The following is a 22623-nucleotide window of genomic DNA, read 5'->3' as shown; positions in this document are numbered from 1 at the left end:
AGCCATGTCTGATTCTCCTGCGACCGACACCCCGCAGATCACCAACGTCCTGGTCGCCAACCGCGGCGAGATCGCGCGACGCGTGTTCGCGACGGCCCGCCGCATGGGTGTGGCCACCACCGCGGTGTTCTCCGATCCCGACACGCACGCACCGCACGTCGCCGAGGCCGACGGCGCGGTCCGGCTGCCCGGCCGGGCCCCGGCCGAGACGTACCTGCGCAGCGACCTGCTGGTCGCGGCGGCCCACGCGGCCGGCGCCGATGCGGTGCACCCCGGTTACGGCTTCCTCTCCGAGAACGCCGAATTCGCGCAGGCTGTGCTCGACGCCGGGCTCACCTGGATCGGTCCGCCGGTCAAGGCGATCGAGCTGATGGGATCGAAGGTCGAGTCGAAGAAGCTGATGGCCGACGCCGGGGTCCCGGTGCTCGACCAGCTGGATCCGGCGGCGATCACCGATGCCGAACTGCCGGTGCTGATCAAGGCATCGGCCGGCGGTGGCGGCCGCGGCATGCGCGTGGTGCGCGACCTCGCGGAGCTGCCCGGACAGCTCGAGGCGGCCCGCCGGGAGGCGCAGTCGGCGTTCGGTGACCCGACGGTGTTCTGCGAGCGCTACATCGAGACCGGCCGGCACATCGAGGTGCAGATCATGGCCGACCGGCACGGCACTGTGTGGGCGGTCGGGGAGCGCGAGTGCTCCATCCAGCGTCGGCACCAGAAGGTCGTCGAGGAGGCGCCGTCACCGCTGGTCGAGAGGATCGAGGCGGCCGGCGGGTTCATGCGCGAGCGGCTGTTCGCGGCAGCGAAGGTCGCGGCGGAGGCCATCGGCTACGAGGGCGCCGGGACCGTCGAGTTCCTCGCGAACGAGCAGGGTGAGTTCTTCTTCCTGGAGATGAACACCCGGCTGCAGGTCGAGCACCCGGTCACCGAGAACACCACCGGGCTGGACCTGGTTCGGATGCAGCTGCAGGTCGCGGGCGGGCACCCGCTGCCCGAGCACCAGCCGCCGCTGCGTGGTCACTCGATCGAGGTCCGCCTGTACGCGGAGGATCCCGCACACGACTGGCGGCCGCAGTCGGGCCGACTCGATCGGATCGACTTCCCCGGCGCCGCTATCGATTTCGGTGTACTGGATGCGCCGGGCGTGCGACTGGACTCGGGCGTCGACGACGGCGCCGAGGTGAGCATCTTCTACGACCCGATGCTCGCGAAGGTGATCTCGTACGCGCCGAACCGGACCGAGGCGGCGCACCTGCTGGCGAACGCGCTGGCGCGGGCCGAACTGCACGGGTTGGTCACCAATCGCGACCTGCTGGTGCACGTACTGAGGCACCCCTCGTTCCTCGCCGGCGACACCGACACCGCCTTCTTCGACCGGCACGGTCTGGACACGCTGGCCGCCCCGCTGGCCTCGGAGCGGGCGACCGATCTGTCGGCGTTGGCCGCGGCACTCGCGGCCGCCGACGTCAACCGGCGCGGCGCGCACGTGAACCGCGGACTGCCCGGCGGCTGGCGCAACCTACCCGCGCAGTCGCAGTCGAAGACCTACCGCACCCGCGACGAGCGCGACATCGAGGTGCGCTACCGCACCACCCGCACGGGCATCGCGGTCGATGACTTCGGCGACGTCGCCGTGGTGTCGGTGAGCCCGGATGCCGTCGTGCTCGACATCGGTGGCGACCGGGGGGTGGTGCGCCGCCGCTTCGAGGTCGCCGTCTACGGCGGGCTCGTGTGCGTGGACTCGCCGCTGGGCCCGGTGTCGCTGGTCCGGCAGCCGCGGTTCGTCGACCCAGCCGGTCAGATCGCGGAGGGTTCGCTGCTCGCGCCGATGCCCGGCAGCGTGATCCGGCTCGGCGCCGCGGCGGGCGACCGGGTGCAGGCCGGTCAGCCGATCCTGTGGCTCGAGGCGATGAAGATGGAGCACACCATCGCGGCGCCCGCAGCGGGTGTGCTCACCGAACTGAATGTGATTGTCGGACAGCAGGTCGAGGTCGGCGCGGTACTCGCGCTGGTGGAAGGTGAGGGGCAGCAATGAGTTTCATCGAGACCGACACCCAGCAGGAATTGCGCGCGGCGGTCGCCTCGTTGGGGGATCGTTACAACTACCGCGACTACGTGCTGCCCAAGGCGCGTGCGGGCGAGCCGCTGACCGAATTGTGGAGCGAGGCCGGCAAGCTCGGCTTCCTGGGCGTCAACCTGCCCGAGGAGTACGGCGGCGGCGGGGCCGGCATCTACGAGCTGGCGCTGGTGCAGGAGGAGCTCGCCGCGAAGGGGGCCGGGCTGCTGCTGGTCGTCGTCTCCCCGGCGATCTGCGGCACGATCATCGCCAAGTACGGCACCGACGCGCAGAAGGACGCCTGGCTGCCGGGGCTGGCCGACGGCTCGAAGATCATGGCGTTCGGCATCACCGAGCCCGATGCCGGCTCGAACTCGCACCAGATCACCACCACCGCCCGGCGCGACGGCGCAGACTGGATCCTGCACGGTCAGAAGGTCTTCATCTCCGGCGTCGACCAGGCCGACGCGGTGCTGATCGTCGCGCGCACCGAGGACCACAAGACCGGCAAGCTCAAGCCGGCGTTGTTCATCGTCCCCACCGACACGCCGAACTTCGTTCAGCAGCAGATGGACATGGACATCGTCGAGCCGGACCACCAGTTCACGCTGTTTCTCGACGACGTGCGGTTGCCCGCCGACGCGCTGGTCGGCCGCGAGGACGCGGCGCTGATGCAGTTGTTCGCAGGGCTGAACCCCGAGCGGATTCTCGGCTCGGCGATGGCCGTCGGCATGGGCCGCTACGCGCTCGACCGCGCGGTCGAGTACGCCCGCGAGCGGCAGGTGTGGAAGACGCCGATCGGCGCGCACCAGGGCATCGCGCATCCGTTGGCGCAGATCAAGATCGAGCTCGAGCTGGCCAAGGTGATGATGCAGAAGGCCGCCACGCTCTACGACAGCGGCGACGACATGGGCGCGGCCGAGGCGGCGAACATGGCCAAGTATGCCGCCGCCGAGGCCAGCATCGCTGCGCTGGACCGGGCGGTGCAGACCCACGGCGGGTCGGGGTTGATGGCCGAGACCGGGCTGGCGGCGATGCTCGGCGCGGCCCGCATCGCCCGGATCGCCCCGGTCAGCCGCGAGATGATCCTCAACTTCGTCGCGCAGCACAGTCTCGGGCTGCCGCGGTCGTATTGATCACCCACCCCATGCGCTTTCTCCGACACAAGTCGCGCTGAAACCGCGGTTTATGCGGAGTCGACTCGATTTGTGTGCGGAAAGGCGCAGCTACTTCGGCACCGGGAGGCGCCCATGACCACACCGGCAGGACCCTACGTCCGCTACGCCGTCGACGGCGGCGTCGCGACGCTCACGCTCGACTCCCCGCACAACCGCAACGCGATCTCCACCCGGCTGGTTGCCGAGTTCAGCCAGGGCCTGACCGAGGCGGCCGTCGACCCGGCGGTGCGCGCGGTCGTGCTCACCCACACCGGCGGAACATTCTGCGCCGGTGCAGATCTGGCGGAGGCGGCTGCGGGCGCAGGCGCTGCCGATCCGGCGCAGCTGGCGGCCGAGCGGACCCAGGCGATGACGACCCTGCTGCGCTCGATCGTCGAACTGCCCAAGCCGGTGGTCGGGCGCATCGACGGGCACGTGCGCGCCGGTGGGATGGGGCTGGTCGGGGCGTGCGACATCGTCGTCGCGGGCCCGAAGTGCACGTTCGCGCTGACCGAGGCGCGGCTGGGGCTGGCGGCGTCGATCATCTCGCTGACCGTGCTGCCGCGGCTGACCTCGCGGGCGGCGAGCCGCTATTTCCTGACCGGCGAGAAGTTCGGTCCGGCCGAGGCCGAGCGGCTGGGGCTGGTCACTGTGGCCGCCGACGATGCCGTCGAGGTGACCGCCGGGATCGTGGAGCAGCTGCGGCTGGGCTCGCCGCAGGGCCTGGCCGAGTCGAAGGCGCTGACCACCGCGGCGACGCTGGCGGCGTTCGACGAGCGGGCGGAGGGGCTGGCCGCGCAGTCGGCGAGGCTGTTCGGAACGCCCGAGGCCATGGAAGGGATGATGGCCTTTCTGCAGAAGCGCCGGCCCAGCTGGGCCCAGTGAGGCTTGGCCCGGTGAGGTCGGGCCCTATGAGGTCGGGCGCTGTGAGGTAACGGAGGAACAGGTCGATGACGTCGCGCGAGCCGAAACAGGACCGCAGCCGGGCCACCCGGCAGCGTCTGCTCGAGGCGACCATCGACTGTCTGGCCGAGCGCGGCTGGACCGCGACGACGGTGGCCGTGGTCGCGGAGCGGGCGGGGGTGTCGCGCGGCGCGGCGCAGCACCACTTCCCGACCCGCGAGGACCTGATCACCGCCGCGCTGGACTACATGTTCGACCATCGGATGGCGCTGGCCATGGATGAGGCGACGGCGCTGCCGGAGGGCGAGGGGCGCACCGAGGCGGTCGTCGACCGCCTGCTCGACTATTTCACCGGCACGCTGTTCAAGGCCGCGCTGCAGGTGTGGACGGCGGCGGCCGCGGACCCGGCGCTGCGCGAGCGGGTGGTGCCGTTGGAGGCGAAGTTCGGCCGGGTCGCGCACCGCACCGCGATCGAACTGCTCGGCGTCGACGACGCGGATCCGGTGGTGCACCGGCTGGTGCAGGCCACGCTGGACATGGGGCGCGGGCTGGGCCTGGCGGACGTGCTCACCGACGACTCGGCCCGCCGCAAACAGATCGTGCGGCAGTGGGCAGCGACGCTCGACGGCGCGCTGGGCGAGCGGGTGCGGTGACGGACGGCGTGCTCGCGGGACGGTCCTCGACAGGGGCGCCGACCAGGCGACCTGATACTTTCGCGCGGTGAGTGTGCCTACATTGTCGGTCGTTGTTCCGGCGCACAACGAGGCCAAGGTCATCGCCGAGACGCTGGAGTGCCTGTTCGATCAGATCGACCGCATCGACGAGATCATCGTGGTCGACAACAACTCGACGGACGACACCGCGGAGATCGTCACCTCGATGCTGGCGCGGTCGCCGAAGCTGAAGCTGATCAAGGAGCGGACGCAGGGACTGATCGCGGCACGGAACGCCGGCGTGGACGCGGCCACGTCGGAGATCATCGGCCGGATAGATGCGGACACGATGGTGCACGAGGGTTGGGCCGCGTCGATCACGGACTATTTCGCGGAGGCGCCCGAGGACGTCGGCGCGGTCACCGGCCCGCTGGTCCCGTACGACACCCCGCCGAGTTTCCGGGACAACTTCGTGAGCGCGCAGGATGCGGCGATCGAGCGGATCCTGGCCGAAACCGGGGATGAGCACGCAATCTATGGGATCGAGGCCGTGCGCGGGCCGAACATGGCCTTCCGCAAGTCGGTGTGGCAGCAGATCTGCGGCGACCTGACCACGGAGCCGTATGTCTACGAAGACCTCGACTTCGCGCTGTGCGTCCAGAAGGCCGGCTACCGGCTCGCAGGGGTCGTGGACATGCGCGCCGACGTGTCCGGCCGCCGGTTCCTGACAAGCCGCAAGTCCTACTGGGAGTACACCGCGCAACTGCCGCGGACCTGGAAGGCGCACGGCAGCAAGAAGCGTGCCCGGGCCAGTCGCCGCGAGATGTGGACGAACCGGACCATGTACCTGTTCTATTGGCTGCCGAACCGGGCCTATGACGCGGAGGCCGGCAAGTTCTCGCTGGGGAACGTCTTCGCGAGCCGCGAAGATCTGGTGATCCCCACGTCGGGTGGCGGCGCAGATCCGACGGCATCGGAGGACTGAGCGTCACACCTGCACCATCGTTGTGATCTGCCACAACTCTGCGTGCAGGGTCCGTGCACGCGCAGGCACCATGGCTTAGCGTGCGCCGTGCGAGGCGCTGTATCAGCACTGTCGGGCTGCTGAGAGGAAAGCCGTCGGGATGGCCACACAACTGCGTGCGGCGGATGCCGTACACATCTATGCCGAAGAACTCGGCGCGCAAAGCAAGATCATCGATGTCTACGTGTTCGACACCTCGGGCGCGCGGCTGACGCACGCCGCAGTGCTCGAATGGCTGTCGGCACGGATCGCGATCGTACCGATCTTCCGGCAGCGCCTGCGCCGCGTTCCCGGCGACTTGGACTATCCGTACTGGGATTTCGATCCGTCTTTCGACCTCGAGGCCCACGTCTCGCTGTCGCGGTTCACCGGCGTCGGCTGGGACATGCTGAGTGAGTTGCTGGGCGAGATCGTCGACGGTCCCGTGTCGTTGAACCGCCCACCCTGGGAACTGCACGTGATCACCGGCGTGGCCGGGGTCGACGGCATCCCGGACGGGGCCGCCGTCGCCGTGTTGAAGTTCCACCATTGCGTCGGCGACGCGACGGCCACGGTGGGGCTTGCCCGTGCCTTGTTCGCGGGGGAGTCCGTAGATGACGAGGGGGCTGCAGATGCGACGGCCGTGGCCTCGCGCACCCGAATGCTCGGCAGCGCGGTGCGGCGCTCGCCGGCGAACGCTGTCCGACTTGCCTCCGGACTGACGCAACTGCGCAAGGACACCCGGACCATTGCCGAGGCTGCAGACCGAGGCGAGGTCGTGCCGCCGCAGCGAAGCTGGCCCGTCACTCGATTCAATCGGATGCTGACGTCCGGCACCGCGATCGAGCGGGTGCGGTTCGACATCGCGGCGGTCGACTCGATCCGGGCAGCGGTACCGGGTGCGACGGTGAACGACGTGGTGCTCTCGGTGATCGGCGGCGCGCTGCGCGCGTACCTGAGCGAGACGGGCGAACTTCCTGACGTGTCGCTCGGCGCACGGGTACCGCGCTCGGTCCGGTCGCTGCAGTCGTCCGATGCTGGCAACCAATTCGTGGTGCTGTCGGTGAACCTGCACACGGATGTTGCGGACCCGCTGCAGCGGCTGCACGAGGTGTACTTGTCCACCCGAGCCGAGAAGCGCCGATTGGAGCATCCGGCGGTGTTGCGGACGGAATCCGTGTTGGGTGAAGTGCCGGCGCCGTACCTTAAGGCGGCCATGAAGGCCGACGCCCGTGACGTTGCGGCCCGCGCCGCAGTGGAGATCGCGGGGGGAAACACGCTGGTCTCGAATGTGGCTCGCGGCGACGGCGACGACCTGTACTTCTGTGGTGCGACGGCGCTCGATGCCTTTGGGGTACTGCCCGTCGCCGATCGCGCTGCCTTGAGCCACTTCATCGCGTCCATGGCGCATCAGTTGACGGTAGCTGTCACGGTCGATCGTGACGCGATGCCGGAGTTGGACGAGTACATGCGACTACTGCGCCATTCGTTCGCGCAACTGGCGCGCGGCAGTGGTGTCGTTCGCGGAGTAGGCGGCGTGCCTGCCTGAACCGAGCGTTCAGTCGGTGATGACGTGCCTCACATCACCAGGATGACATTGCTATGAACTGGACTCACGTTTCGGCAAGTTGTCCTGTCGAGTCCCTGGTGGAGTCGGTTTGTGGAGCAGCCTCGACGGACGCTGTGATCAGAAGTAGCGCCATTGGTGGACTGATAGTCGGATTAATTCCGACAATATTGATTATTCGACCGGTGGCTGCGCTGTGACCGTAATGTTAAGTTGCGTCGGTGAACGATCAGCTTCTCTCTGTCGTCATCCCCGTCTACAACGAGCAAGATGTAATCACGGATTGCCTTGAGCGACTGATTGCCCAGATCGACGATATCGGTGAGATCGTCGTCGTCGACAACAATTCGACCGACGGCACCGCGCAGATCGTGCGGAAGATGCAGTCCGAGTGCTCCAGAATTCAAATAGTCGAAGAGTTGTCGCCGGGACTGATCCCGGCGCGCAATACAGGCATCGATGCCGCGAAGTACGACGTCATCGCCAGGATTGATGCGGACACACTGGTCGAGCCGGGGTGGGCGGCCGCCGTCACCCAGTACTTCCGGAATGCTCCTTCGGAGGTCGCCGCGGGAACCGGTCCGGTGACCCCGTTCGACTCGACTCCGCTCTATCGACGATTGTTCGAGCGCGCCCAAACCCGCGAGGTCGCGCAGCGGATGGCCGTGTCCGATGACCCGCGCGGGGCCGTCGGGGTGGCCAGCGTGCGCGGTCCGAACATGGCTCTGCGCCGCGAAGCCTGGGCTGCGGTGCGGAGTTCGCTGAGCACCCGACCCGACATCTACGAAGACCTCGACCTCTCGCTGTGCATCCGGGATGCAGGTCTCAAGATGGCCTGCATCATCGGGATGTCGGCGAAGGTCTCGGGCCGGCGCTTCGTTACCGGTCCGCTGTCCTTCTGGCGATATACAGGGCACCTGCGGACCACCTACCTGGTCCACGGCGACCGCAAGTCCGCGCGGGTGAGTCGGATAGCGATTTGGACGAACCGGCTGATGTATCTGGCATTTCTGATTCCGAATCGTGCGTACGACCACGAGACGAAACGGTCTTCGCTGAAGAATATCTTCGCTAAACGCAAAGATCTTCCTGTCCCGACTGCAGCGGAGCGGTAGCCGCTGTGAAACCGCTTACCGTCTCGGTGGTCATCCCTGCGTACAACGAGCAAGAGCGTATCGGGCGCACCCTTGAATGCTTGCTGGCGCAGATCGGCGAGATCGATGAGATCGTCGTGGTCGACAACAACTCCACGGATGCCACCGCCGAGGTGGTTCGGGAGATTCAGACGCGAGAACCGAAGATCAGGATCATCGCCGAGAATCGACCTGGAGTGTTTTACGCGCGCAGAGCAGGCTTCGACGCTGCGAGGTCGACAGTCATCGCGCGCCTGGACGCCGACACGTTCGCGAGACCGGGTTGGGCGCGCGCATTGCGGGACTTCTTCGCATCTGCACCGGTCCAGGTCGGCGCGGTCACCGGCCCGCTCATTCCCTACGACTCGCCGTATCGCGAGAAGTTCGAGAAGGGCAAGCTCAAAGAACTCGAGGCCGGCCTGGCGAAGCGGAACCCCGGCGGTAGGGCCGTTTACGACGTGCAGATGGCCCCGGGTGGGAACATGGCCATCACCAGGGATGGCTGGCAGGCGGTGAGGGGCCTGGTCTCCGAGAGGACCGACATCTATGACGACCTCGATCTGTCGATCTGCGTGCGCAAGGCAGGTTTCACCATCGGAGTCTCGGCCGACATGTGGGCGGAGACGTCTGCTCGGCGCTTCCGCACGAACCCGTTCTCGTACGGGGCATACATGGCGCAGTTGCCGCGCACGTATCGCGCACACGGTGACCTGAAGCAGGCGCGAGCCAGTTACGGGGTGGTCTGGTCCAACCGCCTGGTCCACCTGTGGACATGGTTGCCCACCCGGGCGTTCGACGTGGAAACGGGGCGCAAGTCCTTCAAACAACTCTTCCGCAGTGAAGAAGACCGCATCATCGGGCGGGCTTGATACCTCCCATTAGTCCAACACGGCCAGGCGGGTGAATTCGGCCGTTGGTTTGTAGTCGAACACAGATGGGGGCGTTCATGGCAGACCGGGCAGATACCGAAGCGGGTGGATGCTATTCGCTCTCGGCGTTGGATACGGCGTTCGTCTACCACGAGACCGACCAGGCGACGCAGGCGACGGTGAACGTCTACTTTCTTGATACTGCGCGATTGGGCGATGATCAGATGAGTCGACCTGAGCTCTGCCGTTGGATCGGCGATCGGCTGGCGCAGGCGCCGATTCTCACGCATCGGCTGCGAAGGTGGCCGTTCGAGATCGACAGTCCCGCTTGGGTTCTCGCCACTGATTTCGACCTTGGCGAACATGTCTTCGTGTCCGAGGTCAAGGGAAATGGCTGGGAGCCGTTGCGAGGGCGTCTGGCCGGGATCGCGGCAAGGCGACTCGACCTGGGCAAAGCCCCGTGGGAGGTGCACCTACTCCATGGGATCCGCGGTGTCGACGGCCTTCCGGACGGTGCGAGCGCACTCGCGGTGAAGATCCATCACAGTGCGTGCGACGGGATCGGTGGCGCCGACGTTGCCCGGGTGCTCCTGGATTCGCGGGTTGAGGGCGATCCTCTCGGGATGCCGGGGGTGGGGACAGCGAGGCGGTCCCTGCGGAACGCTCTTACGAGCGTTCCGCATCAGTGGCGGGACTACACCGAGGCGAAGAAGCGGCTCGCCAAGTTGCGAGTCGACGCCCAGGCCGCCGTCGAGGCCGGCGAAGTGGTTGCGCCACAGCCGACAAGGCCCCGGACACGGTTCAACGGAAAGCTGTCCTCGGGTCGCGGAATCGCCGTGGTCACCTTCGACATGGCCGAGGTGCGTGACGTGCGGACCGCTGTCGGTGATGTGACGGTGAACGATGTGATGCTTGCGGTGGTTGCTGGTGCCCTCCGTGAGTACCTCATCAAGGAGCGTGAGCTTCCGGAGGATTCCCTGGCCGCCATGGTTCCGAAATCGATGCGCGGTCTGCGCTCATCCGGCTCGGCGAACAACTTCACGCCGATGATCGTCGACCTTCATACCGACGTCGAGGATCCAGTCCTGCGGCTCAAAGCGATCAATGATTCTGTCCGATCGGAGAAGGCACGCAAGGAATTGTCGCCGTTCGTCGAGTCGATGGATTGTGCCGCGGCGACGCCGGCATGGGTCGCGCGAAGCGCGGCTTGGCTGGAGCGTCGAAGCCGTCCCGCCGCGACGACGGTGCAGTTGTCCAACACCACGGTGTCGAACTATATGCGGGAAGCGCCTGGCTTGGCGCTGGGCGATGCCACGGTCGTCGCGATCAGTTGTCTTCCGCTGCTCGACCGGGGGATGGCACTGAGCCACATGATCGCCTCGATTGGTGAGTCACTCACCCTGACGGTGTCGGCCGATCTGGCCGCCATGCCGGACGTGGATCGGTATGCCGGCTTGCTTGCGGACGCGTTTGCGCAGTTCGGCGGGTCTGCTGAGGTGTTGAAATAGCGTGGTATGGACGGCTTGTCCGGGCGCGGTGCTGGGCCGACGGTAGGCAAGTCCGGTTACGGGGTGTGCCGAATCACTGTGGCGGGCCACCGCATGTGATGACTTCTATTGAGAACAGTTTGCGGATTCGCGCTTAAATTATGACCTCATGCCCAGTGCTGTGATGGCATGCCAATTTCAGTGGATGAGTCGCAAATCGTCTCTGAACTATCGGTCCGTTCCATGGGTTTGAATTGGACTTAAGTCCGGTTGGGATTAGAGTTTCACTCGTTTACTATCGAATGAATGAATTCACTGTCGACGCTACCGTGTGATTTTGCTCGGATTTGCTCGGGTGTGGCCATTACTGATCTACGGGAATTCTGCTGATGCATATGCTGCAATCTATCGGCAAGATTGACCGGCTTCAGATGACGGACGCCGCACATGTATATGCGGAAAACCTCGTGAACATACCGAATGTCGTCGATGTTTGGCTATTTGACGCAACGGTCGAAGATGGAGAGTCGGTTGATGTGCAGATGGTCACCGACTGGCTGTCCAGTCGGATCGGCTGCGATCCGATCTTTCGGCGAAAATTGATGCGGCTTCCCCTTGATCTGGATTTTCCGGTGTGGGTGGACGACCGTGACTTCCGGGTATCCGATCACATCACGGTCGACGTCGCCGGCGAGTCCGGTTGGCGCCCTGTCGAGGGGGCCGTTGCCGCAGCGTTGGAAATGCCAATTGATCTCGGGCGGCCGCCGTGGCGAATGCAGATCGTCACTGGGATTCACGGAGTTGCGGGCATGCCCGCGAGTATGACGGCCGCAGTCCTCACGTTCCATCATTCGGCAGGTGACGGCGTTCGGACAGTTGATCTGGGCAAGGGCCTGTTTGCTGACGAGTGCCCATCGTCCGCGCTCTCCGATCAAGCCTCGAGGACTGCCGGGTGGCGACTCCTGTCGGCTGCCGCGCTGAAACTGCCGTGGGCGCTCCTGCGGTTTATGACCGGCATGGCGAAGGGCGTTGTCGCGTCTCGCGGCGTAGCCGATGCCGGCAGGCGGGGCGAACTGCAGGCCCCGACCCAGAATTGGCCGGCTACACGGTTCAATGGAGCATATTCCGGCAAAGCGACGGTAGGGGTTGTCGCCACCGATCTGAATACAGTGCGCGCGATCGGATCCGCAGTTGACGACGCCACGGTGAACGACGCCGCCATGGCTGCGATCTCGCTCGCGCTGGGCTCCTACCTGGAGGAGATCGGGGAGCGACCCGACGATACTCTCGGCGCGACGGTCCCGATGTCGTGGCGAAATTCCGATCGCAACCTTGACGCCGCAAACCAGTTTTCGCTGATGTCGGTGGACCTGCATACGGACATTTCCGATCCCCGCGAACGGCTCCGTCGAATCCATGCGTCCGCGCAATCGGAGAAGCGTCGCCAAAGGCACGAAAAGGTCGTACGTCTCGGGCAGATCGCCGACTCGGTGCCGGCGTTCATGGTCCGCCTTGCAGGCAAGGCCGCGGCGAGGCGGCAGCCAGGGAAGACCGTCGCACTCGGCAACACGATGATCTCCAACGTCCCGCGCGGCAACCCGGACCTGCAGTTCTGTGGTGCCCCGCTCGTCGACGCGTTCGGAGTGCTCGCCATCGGCGACATGGAGATGCTGAACCATTTCGTTTCGTCTGTCGACGACCGGCTCACGGTCGCGTTCTCCGTCGACCGTGAGGTCATGCCGGATACGCGGCGGTATGCCGAACTGCTCAGCCAGGCGTTCGACGACCTCGCCGAGGCTGTCGGAGCCACTATCTGACGGCCGCCCGGGCTATCCTCGGGGCATCTGATGCAGACGAGACGCCTACCCGGGTGAGCGATGACCGATTCGGATCCGTCGGCGGGGGAGCGTGATCGCAGCACGTCGATCACGCGGGAACTCGCTGCGCTCGGCTATGCCGACATCACAGAGATCGGCCGCGGTGGATTCGGCGTTGTCTACCGGGCCCGCCAGCCCTCGCTCGACCGCACGGTCGCGATCAAGGTCCTCACGACGGAACTCGACGAGGAGAACCTCGAGCGGTTCGTCCGCGAGGAACACGCGATGGGCCGGCTGTCCGGGCACCCCAACATCGTCAACGTGTACCAGGCGGGCGTCACCGACTCCGGGCGGCCGTTCATCGTCATGCAGTACCACTCCCGCGGCTCGCTCGAGGAGAAGATCCGGACGAAGGGGCCGCTCACGGCGGGCGCGGCCCTGTCGGTCGGGGTGAAGATCGCGGGCGCCCTGGAGACCGCGCACCGGCTGGGCATGCTGCACCGCGACGTCAAGCCCGCGAACATCTTGGTCACCGACTACGGCGAGCCGCAGCTGACCGATTTCGGCATCGCCCGCGTCGCCGGCGGCTTCGAGACCACCTCCGGCATGATCAGCGGCTCGCCGGCCTTCACCGCCCCGGAGGTGCTGCAGGGGCAGCAGTCCACGGCGGCCGCCGACGTCTACAGCCTGGGTGCCACACTGTTCGCGGCGGTCACCGGGCATGCCGCCTATGAGCGGCACAGCGGCGAGCAGGTCGTCGCCCAGTTCCTGCGCATCACCCGCGACCCGCTGCCCGACCTGCGCGGGGACGGGTTGCCCGACGCGCTGTCTGTCGCGATCGAGGCCGCCATGGCGCGGGACCCGGAGAGCCGGCCACCGTCCGCGGCCGCCTTCGGCGAGCTGCTGCGGCAGGCGCAGCGGGAGCTGGACCTGCCCGTCGACGAGCTTCCGGTCCCGGAGTCGGTCGCGCCGCCGGAGACGTCGGCGCCCGATACCGGCGGAGCGTGCCAGCCCACGATGGCCGTGCCGGCCCGCCCGACTGCGGGTGCTCACCCGCCCGCGCACCGGACCGGGCGGACCAGCCGCCGCATCGCCGCCATGCACACGCCGGCCGCCCCCGCCACACGGTTCCGGCCACCGGCGCCGACCCGCCGGCTGGTGCCTCGCGACCGCCTGATCGAGGACCTCGCCGAGGGGGGCGGCCGCCGGCTGGCGTTGATCCACGGGCCGACCGGCTTCGGCAAGACCACGCTTGCTGCGCAGTGGAGCGACGCGCTCGCCGGCGACGGTGTCGGCGTCGCCTGGCTGACCGCCGACCGCGACGACAACAACGTCACCTGGTTCCTGGTCCACCTGATCGAGGCCATCCGCGCGGTCCGGCCGCAGCTGGCCGGCGAGCTGGAAGCGGTCCTCGAGCAGCACGGCGACGACGCGGTCCGTGAGGTGATCTCGGCGCTCATCGACGAGGTCGAGGAGACCGGCGAGCGGCTGACGGTGGTGATCGACGACTGGCAGCTCGTCGACTCCGACGCCACCGCCGCCGCGCTGGAGTTCCTGCTCGACAACAGCCACGACCGGCTGCGGCTCGTGGTGGTCGGACGGTCGCGCTCACGGCTGCCGCTCGGACGGATGCGGGTGCGCGACGACCTGGTCGAGATCGACGCGCAGGAACTGCGTTTCGACGACGCCGAGGCGCGGGAGTTCCTCGCCGGCGTGCCGGGGCTGTCGCTCACCACGGAGGAGGCCGACGCGGTCGTCACGGTCACCGACGGCTGGGTCGCGGCGATGCAGCTGACGGCGCTGTCGCTGCGCGGCCAGTCCAACGCGGCCGAGCTGCTCGGGCACCTGACCGGCGGGCACTTCGCGATCGGCGAGTACCTCACCGAGAACGTGCTGGACTCGCTGGAGCCGAGCCTGCTGGAGTTCCTGCTGGACACCGCGGTCACCGACCGCATCTGCGGCGACCTCGCCTCGGCGCTGTCCGGCGCGTCCGACGGGCAGGCGCTGCTCGACGAGGTCGAGGCCCGGGACCTGTTCCTGCGTCCCGTCGACGCCGACCGCAGCTGGTTCCGCTACCACCACCTGTTCGCCCAGTTCCTGCGCCGCCGGCTCGAGCGCGAGGACCCGGAGCGGTTGCGGCGACTGCACCGGACGGCCGCCGACTGGTTCGCGGCGAACGGCCACCTCAGCGAGGCCGTCGACCATGCGCTGGCCGCCGGCGACGAGGACCTGGCCGCGGAACTGGTCGCGGCCGGCAAGGGTGAGCTGATCGAGCAATCGCAGGTCTCGACCCTGCTGGGGATCGTCGGCAAGCTGCCCGCCCAGGTCGTCGGCTCGCGGCCGGAACTGCAGACGGCGGTCGGCTGGGCCAACGACGTGCTCGACCGCGCCGGGCCGGCCAAGTCCGCGTTGCAGAAGGCCGAGCAGATGCGCCGTCAGTTCACCCACCGCTGGCGGGCGCGGTGACGGGCCGGGTACTGGTCGTCGGCTCCCTCAACGCCGACCTGGTGGTCCGCACCGCGCGACTGCCCGCCGCGGGCGAGACCGTCACCGGCACGGACCTGGTGACCGAGGCCGGCGGCAAGAGCTCCAACCAGGCCGCGGCGGCCGCGTTGCTCGGCGCGTCGGTCGTGCTGGTCGGCGCGGTCGGCTCCGATGCGCACGGCCGCTTCCTGCTCGAACGGACCCGTCGGGCCGGCGTCGCGACCGCGGTCGAATCGCTCGACGGCGTCGCCACCGGGGTCGCCGTGATCACCGTGGACCGGGCCGGCGAGAACACCATCGTGCTCTCACCCGGGGCGAACGCGCAGCTCACGCCCGCGCATCTGCCCGCGGCGGTGTTCGAGGGCGCGGCGGTGCTGTGCCTGGCCTTGGAGGTGCCGATGGAGACCGTGCTGGCCGCGGCGCGCCGCGGCCACGAGTCCGGCGCGGCGGTGGTCCTGAACCTGTCGCCGTATGCGGCGGTACCGGACGAGTTGCTTCGGCTGACCGACGTGCTGCTGGTCAACGAACACGAGGCCGCACGGTTTCTCGGCTGGGGCCGGGTCGACGGCGACTGGGAAGCCGTGCGCCGCAGCCTGTCCGGACGCGGCATCGACCGCGCGGTCGTGACGCTCGGCGGCGACGGCGCTGTGGTGCTCGACGCCGGGGCGGTCACCACGGTCCCGGCGGTGCCGGTCGAGGTGGTCGACACCACGGGTTGCGGCGACGCCTTCACCGGGGCGCTTGCCCACCGCCTCGCGGCAGGGGACCGGTTGGTCGACGCGGCCCGGTTCGCGGCGCTGGTCGGCGCGATCGCCGCCACCCGTGTGGGCGCGCAGGCGTCCTATCCGACGGCGAGTCAGGTTGTGATGGTGGCATTGGGGTATGACTCAAAGTAGCCTAATTGGTATGAAAGTCAGTGTGAGTCTGCCGGACGATGATGTGGCGTTGATCGACGACCGCGTGCGCCGGGGCCTCTACAAGTCTCGGTCTGCGGCGATTCACGCTGCAATTCGCGGGCTTCGCCAGGCGGGGCTGGAGCAGGACTATGCGGATGCTTGGGCCGAATGGGAGTCCGCCGGCGACGGCGACGTCTGGGATGCGGTCAGCGGCGACGGGCTCGAGTAGTGCGCCGCGGAGAGATCTGCGCCGTCGACTTCGACCCGGTGCGTGGGAGTGAGGCGAATAAGCGTCGCCCAGCGGTGATCGTCAGCAATGAACGGGCCAACACGGCCGCCGAGCGGTTGGGCAGAGGTGTCGTGACCGTGGTGCCGATCACCAGCAACATCGACCGCGTCTACCCCTTCCAAGTGCTGCTACCCGCAGATGAAGTCGGGTTGCGGGTCGATTCGAAAGCCCAGGCAGAACAGGTTCGAGCGGTGTCGCTGGGTCGAGTCGGCCCTGTCTTGGGGCATGTGCCGGCATCGCTGATGGACGCCCTGGATGACGCGATGCGCATTCACCTCGACCTGTGATCCGTACTGCGTTGCGAGCTGGTTCAGAACACCGCGTGTGAATCCGGCGCGATCCGGAACCCGTGCTCGGACACGTCGTCGCGGCAGTACGTCGATCCGGCATGCGCCACGCAGGTGAACCCCAGTGCGTGGATCACGCTGTCCGCCACGATCGGCGCGCTCTCGGCCGGCGGCAGCGTGCCGCACAGGTAGCCGACCCTGCCGCTGTCGTCGACCTGCATCCCGTCGCCCCACGGCTGCGCGACGGCGCAGGTGGCCGGGCGCGGCGGGATCGGGGCCGTGGTGCCCTGGCAGGTCGCGCCTCCGGCGTGCGCCCCGGAGGCGCTGACGATCGCGCAGCGGAATGCGCCGTCGGGGGAGGTGAACGAGTAGCGGCCGGCGACGACCGCGGCGTTCACGTCCTGCGACGGCCCGGCGAACGGGTCGGGCGGAGGCGGTACGGGCGTCGTGACGATCGGCGCCGAGGCATGAGCGGCCGTTGCGTTCGCGGTGGACGGCGCAGCGCTCGAGGTGGCACTCGCGGCGGTCGAGCCGCCGTCGGACGCGCACCCGGCGACCAGGCTCAGCCCGGCCAGCCCCGCCACCGCCGCGTATCGCCACCGCATACCGCTCGACCCTAGGCGTCCCCGCGCAGTGCGGCGACGATCTCCGCGGACTCGGCGTGTGGCACGCCCAGCGTCCGCAACTCGGCCAACCGCTCCGCTGTCGCGCCCGAGATCGCATCCGCGGCGACCAGCGTCCGGAAGTCGTGGTTGCTCGCGCCGTAGATGCTCGCCCGCGGACAGTTCGGGAAGTTGCAGCCGGCGATCACCACGGTGCTGACCCCGGCGGACCGCAGGAACCCGTCGAGGTGAGTGCGGGTGAACGCGTCCCAGCGGGGCTTGAACATCGCGAACTCGCCGTCGCCCAGCGGCTGCAGGTGACCGCTGCGCAGCAGGTCCGTGTCCAGATCCGGCGACCCGGCCGGCAGCAGCTCGGTCGCGATCTGCGAGCCCGCGCTGCCCGGCCGCACGATCGGCGCGCCCGCCGCGATGGTCGCCCGCCGGGGCAGGTCCGGCAGCAGCGCGACGTCGTCCCCGTCGTACAGGCGCACGACGTGCACGATCGGGTGCCCGGCCGCGCGGAACGCCTCGACCAGCATCCGCATCTGGGGCAGTCGCTCGCTGGTGCCGGCGACCGGCAGCGCACCGCCGTCGAGGAAATCGCGTTGCACATCGATCAACACGAGCGCGGAGTGGTCGAACTGTGGCACCGTGTAGGAGTCGGTGACATCGGTCCAGCTGAACATGGCGAACCCCCTGCTGATGACAGTCCCAGTGTGCGCGCACATAGCACCTGCGGCCCGCTTTGACCGCGGGGCACGCCGACCGGTATCGTAGACGGTCGTGCCCGACTCGATCGGGACGATTTGTGTGCCTGTGCGGCGTCGAACCGTGCGTGCTCCGCTTCTCCGGATGCGCATCTGGCTCCCAACGCTGGGGTATGCGACACACCCGACCTCGGGGTAGGCGCGGGTGCGGGGCGGCAGCTTCCTCGCCCCAACTGCTTGATCCTCAACTACACAACAGCCAGGTTTGCCCAGAGCAAGCTGAACAGAGAAAGCCGGTACATGCCAACCATCAACCAGCTGGTCCGCAAGGGCCGCCGCGACAAGCCCGCGAAGCAGAAGACTGCAGCGCTCAAGGGCAGCCCGCAGCGGCGCGGCGTCTGCACCCGCGTCTACACCACGACCCCGAAGAAGCCGAACTCGGCGCTCCGTAAGGTCGCGCGTGTGAAGCTCACGAGCTCGGTCGAGGTCACCGCCTACATCCCCGGTGAGGGTCACAACCTGCAGGAGCACTCGATGGTGCTCGTGCGCGGCGGTCGTGTGAAGGACCTCCCGGGTGTGCGCTACAAGATCATCCGCGGCTCGCTCGACACCCAGGGTGTCAAGAACCGCAAGCAGGCCCGCAGCCGCTACGGCGCCAAGAAGGAGAAGAGCTAATGCCACGTAAGGGCCCCGCTCCCAAGCGCCCCCTCGTCGCCGACCCGGTCTACGGTTCGCCGCTGGTGACGCAGCTGGTCAACAAGATCCTCCTGGACGGCAAGAAGTCCACCGCCGAGCGCATCGTCTACGGCGCCCTCGAGCAGGCTCGCGAGAAGACCGGCACCGATCCGGTCGTCACCCTCAAGCGTGCGCTGGACAACGTCAAGCCGGCCCTCGAGGTGCGCAGCCGCCGTGTCGGTGGCGCCACCTACCAGGTGCCGGTCGAGGTCCGTCCGGGCCGCTCCACCACGCTGGCCCTGCGCTGGCTGGTGACCTTCTCGCGCGCCCGTCGTGAGAAGACGATGGTCGAGCGTCTCGCCAACGAGCTCCTCGACGCCAGCAACGGCCTCGGCGCTTCGGTGAAGCGTCGCGAGGACACGCACAAGATGGCAGAGGCCAACAAGGCCTTCGCGCACTACCGCTGGTGAGTTGACGTCAGGCCGAGTGCGGGCACCTTCCGCCTCGGCCTGACGTTCTCACTGCGTCGGGGGCCTCCGGATTCTCGGAGTGTCGGCGGCGCAACTGCAACCATCGGCCCGAAGCGGCCACCAACCTCACAAGCGACGAGCGAGGACGAGACCTGTGGCACAGGAAGTGCTGACCGACCTGAACAAGGTCCGCAACATCGGCATCATGGCGCACATCGATGCCGGCAAGACCACCACCACCGAGCGCATCCTGTTCTACACCGGTGTCAACTACAAGATCGGTGAGACGCACGACGGCGCGTCGACGACGGACTGGATGGAGCAGGAGAAGGAGCGTGGTATCACCATCACCTCCGCCGCGGTGACCTGCTTCTGGAACAAGAACCAGATCAACATCATCGACACCCCCGGCCACGTCGACTTCACCGTCGAGGTCGAGCGCTCGCTCCGCGTGCTGGACGGTGCCGTCGCCGTGTTCGACGGCAAGGAAGGCGTCGAGCCCCAGTCCGAGCAGGTCTGGCGCCAGGCCGCCAAGTACGACGTTCCGCGCATCTGCTTCGTCAACAAGATGGACAAGATGGGCGCGGACTTCTACTTCACCGTGCAGACCATCATCGATCGCCTCGGCGCGAAGCCGCTCGTCCTGCAGCTGCCGATCGGCGCCGAGGACGACTTCGACGGCGTCGTCGACCTCGTCGAGATGAAGGCCATCACCTGGCGCGGCGTCGTCGAGATCGGCGCCGAGCCGACCATCGAGGAAATCCCCGCCGACCTCGCCGACAAGGCCGCCGAGTACCGCGAGAAGCTGCTCGAGACCGTCGCCGAGTCCGACGAGGCGCTGATGGAGAAGTACTTCGGCGGCGAGGAGCTCACCGTCGAGGAGATCAAGGGCGCCATCCGCAAGATGACGGTCGCCTCCGAGCTGTACCCGGTGCTGTGCGGCTCCGCGTTCAAGAACAAGGGCGTGCAGCCCATGCTCGACGCGGTCATCGACTACCTGCCGAACCCGCTGGACATCGGCGAGGTCGAGGGCCACGTCCTGAACAACGAAGAAGAGACGATCACCCGCAAGCCGAGCAAGGAAGAGCCGTTCTCGGCCCTGGCCTTCAAGATTGCGGCGCACCCCTTCTTCGGCAAGCTGACCTTCGTGCGTGTCTACTCGGGCCAGGTCGCGCCGGGTGCCCAGGTGCTCAACGCCACCAAGGGCAAGAAGGAGCGCGTCGGCAAGCTGTTCCAGATGCACGCCAACAAGGAGAACCCGGTCGACGAGGCCGTGGCAGGCCACATCTACGCGTTCATCGGTCTGAAGGACACCACGACCGGTGACACCCTGTGCGCGCAGGACGCCCCGATCGTGCTCGAGTCCATGACCTTCCCGGACCCGGTCATCCAGGTCTCCATCGAGCCGAAGACCAAGTCGGACCAGGAGAAGCTGGGCGTCGCGATCCAGAAGCTGGCCGAAGAGGACCCGACCTTCTCCGTCGAGCTCGACGAGGAGACCGGCCAGACCGTCATCGGCGGCATGGGCGAGCTCCACCTCGACATCCTCGTGGACCGCATGAAGCGCGAGTTCAAGGTCGAGGCGAACGTCGGCAAGCCGCAGGTGGCCTACCGCGAGACGATCACCAAGACCGTCGAGAAGCTCGAGTTCACCCACAAGAAGCAGACCGGTGGATCGGGCCAGTTCGCGAAGGTCATCATCGCCCTCGCGCCCTTCCAGGGCGAGGACGGCGCGACCTACGAGTTCGAGAACAAGGTCACCGGTGGCCGCGTCCCGCGCGAGTACATCCCGTCGGTCGACGCCGGCGCCCAGGACGCCATGCAGTACGGCGTGCTCGCCGGCTACCCGCTGGTGAACCTGAAGGTGACGCTGCTCGACGGCGCCTACCACGACGTCGACTCGTCGGAAATGGCCTTCAAGATCGCCGGTTCGCAGGCGCTGAAGGAGGCCGCGCGCAAGGCCGGTCCGGTGATCCTCGAGCCGCTGATGGCCGTCGAGGTCACCACGCCCGAGGACTACATGGGTGAAGTGATCGGCGACCTGAACTCCCGCCGTGGTCAGATCCAGGCCATGGAGGAACGCAGTGGTGCCCGTGTCGTGAAGGCGCTGGTTCCGCTCTCGGAGATGTTCGGCTACATCGGTGACCTGCGGTCGAAGACCCAGGGCCGGGCGAACTTCTCCATGGTGTTCGATTCCTACGCAGAGGTTCCGTCGAACGTCTCGAAGGAAATCATCGCGAAGGCGACCGGGGAGTGATCTCCGGGCGTCCGAGCGGACGCCTGGGTCAGCGGACCGACATCCGCCGGCCTGCACGATACGAAGTACCAACCAACCGCACTGCTGCACACAGCAAGCACAACTAGTCCAGGAGGACATCCAGTGGCGAAGGCGAAGTTCGAGCGGACGAAGCCGCACGTCAACATCGGGACCATCGGTCACGTTGACCACGGCAAGACCACGCTGACCGCGGCCATCACCAAGGTTCTGGCCGACAAGTACCCGGATCTCAACGAGAGCTTTGCGTTCGATCAGATCGACAAGGCGCCCGAAGAGAAGCAGCGCGGCATCACGATCAACATCTCCCACGTGGAGTACCAGACCGACAAGCGCCACTACGCGCACGTCGACGCCCCGGGTCACGCCGACTACATCAAGAACATGATCACCGGCGCGGCGCAGATGGACGGCGCGATCCTGGTCGTGGCGGCCACCGACGGCCCGATGCCGCAGACCCGCGAGCACGTGCTGCTCGCCCGTCAGGTCGGCGTGCCCTACATCCTGGTCGCGCTGAACAAGTCGGACATGGTCGACGACGAGGAGATCCTCGAGCTCGTCGAGATGGAGGTCCGCGAGCTGCTGGCCGCGCAGGAATTCGACGAGGAAGCCCCCGTCGTCAAGGTCTCGGCGCTCAAGGCGCTCGAGGGCGACGAGAAGTGGGTCAACTCCATCGTCGAGCTCATGCAGGCCGTCGACGACTCGATCCCGGACCCGGTCCGCGAGACCGAGAAGCCCTTCCTCATGCCGATCGAGGACGTGTTCACCATCACCGGTCGTGGCACCGTCGTCACCGGTCGTATCGAGCGCGGCATCGTCAACGTGAACGAGGAAGTCGAGATCGTCGGCATCCGCCCGACGACCACCAAGACCACGGTCACCGGCATCGAGATGTTCCGCAAGCTGCTCGACCAGGGACAGGCCGGCGACAACGTCGGTCTGCTGGTCCGTGGCATCAAGCGCGAGGACGTCGAGCGCGGCCAGGTCGTCGTCAAGCCCGGCACCACCACCCCGCACACGGAGTTCGAGGGCCAGGCGTACATCCTGTCGAAGGACGAGGGCGGCCGCCACACCCCGTTCTTCAACAACTACCGCCCGCAGTTCTACTTCCGTACCACGGACGTGACGGGCGTCGTGACCCTGCCCGAGGGCACCGAGATGGTCATGCCCGGTGACAACACCGAGATGTCCGTCGTGCTGATCCAGCCGGTCGCCATGGACGAGGGCCTGCGGTTCGCCATCCGTGAGGGTGGCCGCACCGTCGGCGCCGGTCGCGTGACGAAGATCATCAAGTAA

At 67.4% G+C, this 22623-nt stretch carries 20 protein-coding genes; 18 read left to right on the top strand and 2 right to left on the bottom strand.

The window, feature by feature from the left end:
• Positions 1-4: 4 nt before the first annotated feature.
• From G4X40_RS03065 to G4X40_RS03000, 14 genes are all read left to right on the top strand, one after another.
• Positions 5-2032: an acetyl/propionyl/methylcrotonyl-CoA carboxylase subunit alpha gene (locus G4X40_RS03065; RefSeq protein WP_277830082.1), complete on the top strand. Its 2028-nt coding sequence runs from the start codon at positions 5-7 to the stop codon at positions 2030-2032.
• Positions 2029-3189, top strand: a complete 1161-nt coding sequence (locus G4X40_RS03060) for an acyl-CoA dehydrogenase family protein (protein ID WP_277830081.1) — start codon at positions 2029-2031, stop codon at positions 3187-3189. Before G4X40_RS03065 ends, G4X40_RS03060 begins: the two co-directional genes overlap by 4 nt.
• A gap of 114 nt (positions 3190-3303) precedes the next feature.
• Positions 3304-4095, top strand: coding sequence for an enoyl-CoA hydratase family protein (locus G4X40_RS03055; RefSeq protein ID WP_277830080.1), 792 nt, complete (start codon positions 3304-3306; stop codon positions 4093-4095).
• 65 nt (positions 4096-4160) lie between these two features.
• Positions 4161-4766 carry a TetR/AcrR family transcriptional regulator gene (locus tag G4X40_RS03050; protein ID WP_277830079.1) on the top strand — a complete coding sequence of 202 codons (606 nt, stop codon included), beginning with the start codon at positions 4161-4163 and terminating at the stop codon, positions 4764-4766.
• 67 nt (positions 4767-4833) lie between these two features.
• The gene (locus G4X40_RS03045; RefSeq protein WP_277830078.1) at positions 4834-5751 is read left to right on the top strand and encodes a glycosyltransferase; all 918 of its coding nucleotides are present in this window, start codon (positions 4834-4836) and stop codon (positions 5749-5751) included.
• 139 nt (positions 5752-5890) lie between these two features.
• Positions 5891-7318 carry a wax ester/triacylglycerol synthase domain-containing protein gene (locus tag G4X40_RS03040; RefSeq protein ID WP_277830077.1) on the top strand — a complete coding sequence of 476 codons (1428 nt, stop codon included), beginning with the start codon at positions 5891-5893 and terminating at the stop codon, positions 7316-7318.
• 239 nt (positions 7319-7557) lie between these two features.
• Positions 7558-8451 carry a glycosyltransferase family 2 protein gene (locus G4X40_RS03035; protein ID WP_277830076.1) on the top strand — a complete coding sequence of 298 codons (894 nt, stop codon included), beginning with the start codon at positions 7558-7560 and terminating at the stop codon, positions 8449-8451.
• A 5-nt stretch (positions 8452-8456) separates the two neighbouring features.
• Complete coding sequence (locus G4X40_RS03030; protein ID WP_277830075.1) at positions 8457-9338, top strand: glycosyltransferase family 2 protein; 882 nt, start codon at positions 8457-8459, stop codon at positions 9336-9338.
• 77 nt (positions 9339-9415) lie between these two features.
• Complete coding sequence (locus tag G4X40_RS03025; protein WP_277830074.1) at positions 9416-10846, top strand: wax ester/triacylglycerol synthase domain-containing protein; 1431 nt, start codon at positions 9416-9418, stop codon at positions 10844-10846.
• Between the two features lie 374 nt (positions 10847-11220).
• On the top strand, positions 11221-12642 hold the full coding sequence (locus tag G4X40_RS03020; protein WP_277830073.1) for a wax ester/triacylglycerol synthase domain-containing protein: 1422 nt from the start codon (positions 11221-11223) through the stop codon (positions 12640-12642).
• 60 nt (positions 12643-12702) lie between these two features.
• Positions 12703-15108 (top strand): serine/threonine-protein kinase, encoded by a 2406-nt coding sequence (locus tag G4X40_RS03015; RefSeq protein WP_277830072.1) that lies wholly within the window; start codon positions 12703-12705, stop codon positions 15106-15108.
• A complete protein-coding gene (locus G4X40_RS03010; RefSeq protein ID WP_277830071.1) occupies positions 15105-16022 on the top strand; it encodes a ribokinase in 918 nt (305 codons plus the stop codon). Before G4X40_RS03015 ends, G4X40_RS03010 begins: the two co-directional genes overlap by 4 nt.
• Positions 16023-16032: 10 nt before the next feature.
• Positions 16033-16251, top strand: coding sequence for a ribbon-helix-helix domain-containing protein (locus G4X40_RS03005; protein WP_277830070.1), 219 nt, complete (start codon positions 16033-16035; stop codon positions 16249-16251).
• Positions 16191-16598 carry a type II toxin-antitoxin system PemK/MazF family toxin gene (locus G4X40_RS03000; protein WP_277830069.1) on the top strand — a complete coding sequence of 136 codons (408 nt, stop codon included), beginning with the start codon at positions 16191-16193 and terminating at the stop codon, positions 16596-16598. The genes G4X40_RS03005 and G4X40_RS03000 overlap by 61 nt, the downstream gene beginning before the upstream one ends.
• A 23-nt stretch (positions 16599-16621) precedes the next feature.
• Here the strand turns inward: G4X40_RS03000 and G4X40_RS02995 are convergent, their stop codons facing one another.
• Both G4X40_RS02995 and G4X40_RS02990 read right to left on the bottom strand, forming a co-directional pair.
• Positions 16622-17203, bottom strand: coding sequence for a hypothetical protein (locus tag G4X40_RS02995; protein WP_277830068.1), 582 nt, complete (start codon positions 17201-17203; stop codon positions 16622-16624).
• Between the two features lie 11 nt (positions 17204-17214).
• A complete protein-coding gene (locus G4X40_RS02990) occupies positions 17215-17886 on the bottom strand; it encodes a cysteine hydrolase family protein (protein ID WP_277830067.1) in 672 nt (223 codons plus the stop codon).
• 321 nt (positions 17887-18207) lie between these two features.
• Here G4X40_RS02990 and rpsL point away from each other — a divergent pair, with 321 nt between their 5' ends.
• From rpsL to tuf, 4 genes are all read left to right on the top strand, one after another.
• Positions 18208-18582 carry a 30S ribosomal protein S12 gene (gene rpsL, locus G4X40_RS02985; RefSeq protein WP_277830066.1) on the top strand — a complete coding sequence of 125 codons (375 nt, stop codon included), beginning with the start codon at positions 18208-18210 and terminating at the stop codon, positions 18580-18582.
• Complete coding sequence (gene rpsG / locus G4X40_RS02980) at positions 18582-19052, top strand: 30S ribosomal protein S7 (protein ID WP_005518273.1); 471 nt, start codon at positions 18582-18584, stop codon at positions 19050-19052. Before rpsL ends, rpsG begins: the two co-directional genes overlap by 1 nt.
• A 154-nt stretch (positions 19053-19206) precedes the next feature.
• On the top strand, positions 19207-21309 hold the full coding sequence (gene fusA / locus G4X40_RS02975; protein ID WP_277830065.1) for an elongation factor G: 2103 nt from the start codon (positions 19207-19209) through the stop codon (positions 21307-21309).
• Between the two features lie 123 nt (positions 21310-21432).
• A complete protein-coding gene (gene tuf / locus G4X40_RS02970; RefSeq protein ID WP_277830063.1) occupies positions 21433-22623 on the top strand; it encodes an elongation factor Tu in 1191 nt (396 codons plus the stop codon).

The organism is Speluncibacter jeojiensis, from assembly GCF_029589495.1.
GTDB lineage: Bacteria > Actinomycetota > Actinomycetes > Mycobacteriales > Mycobacteriaceae > Speluncibacter > Speluncibacter jeojiensis.
Note: the sequence above shows the minus strand (reverse complement) of the source record. Positions and strands in the feature narration are given on the sequence as shown.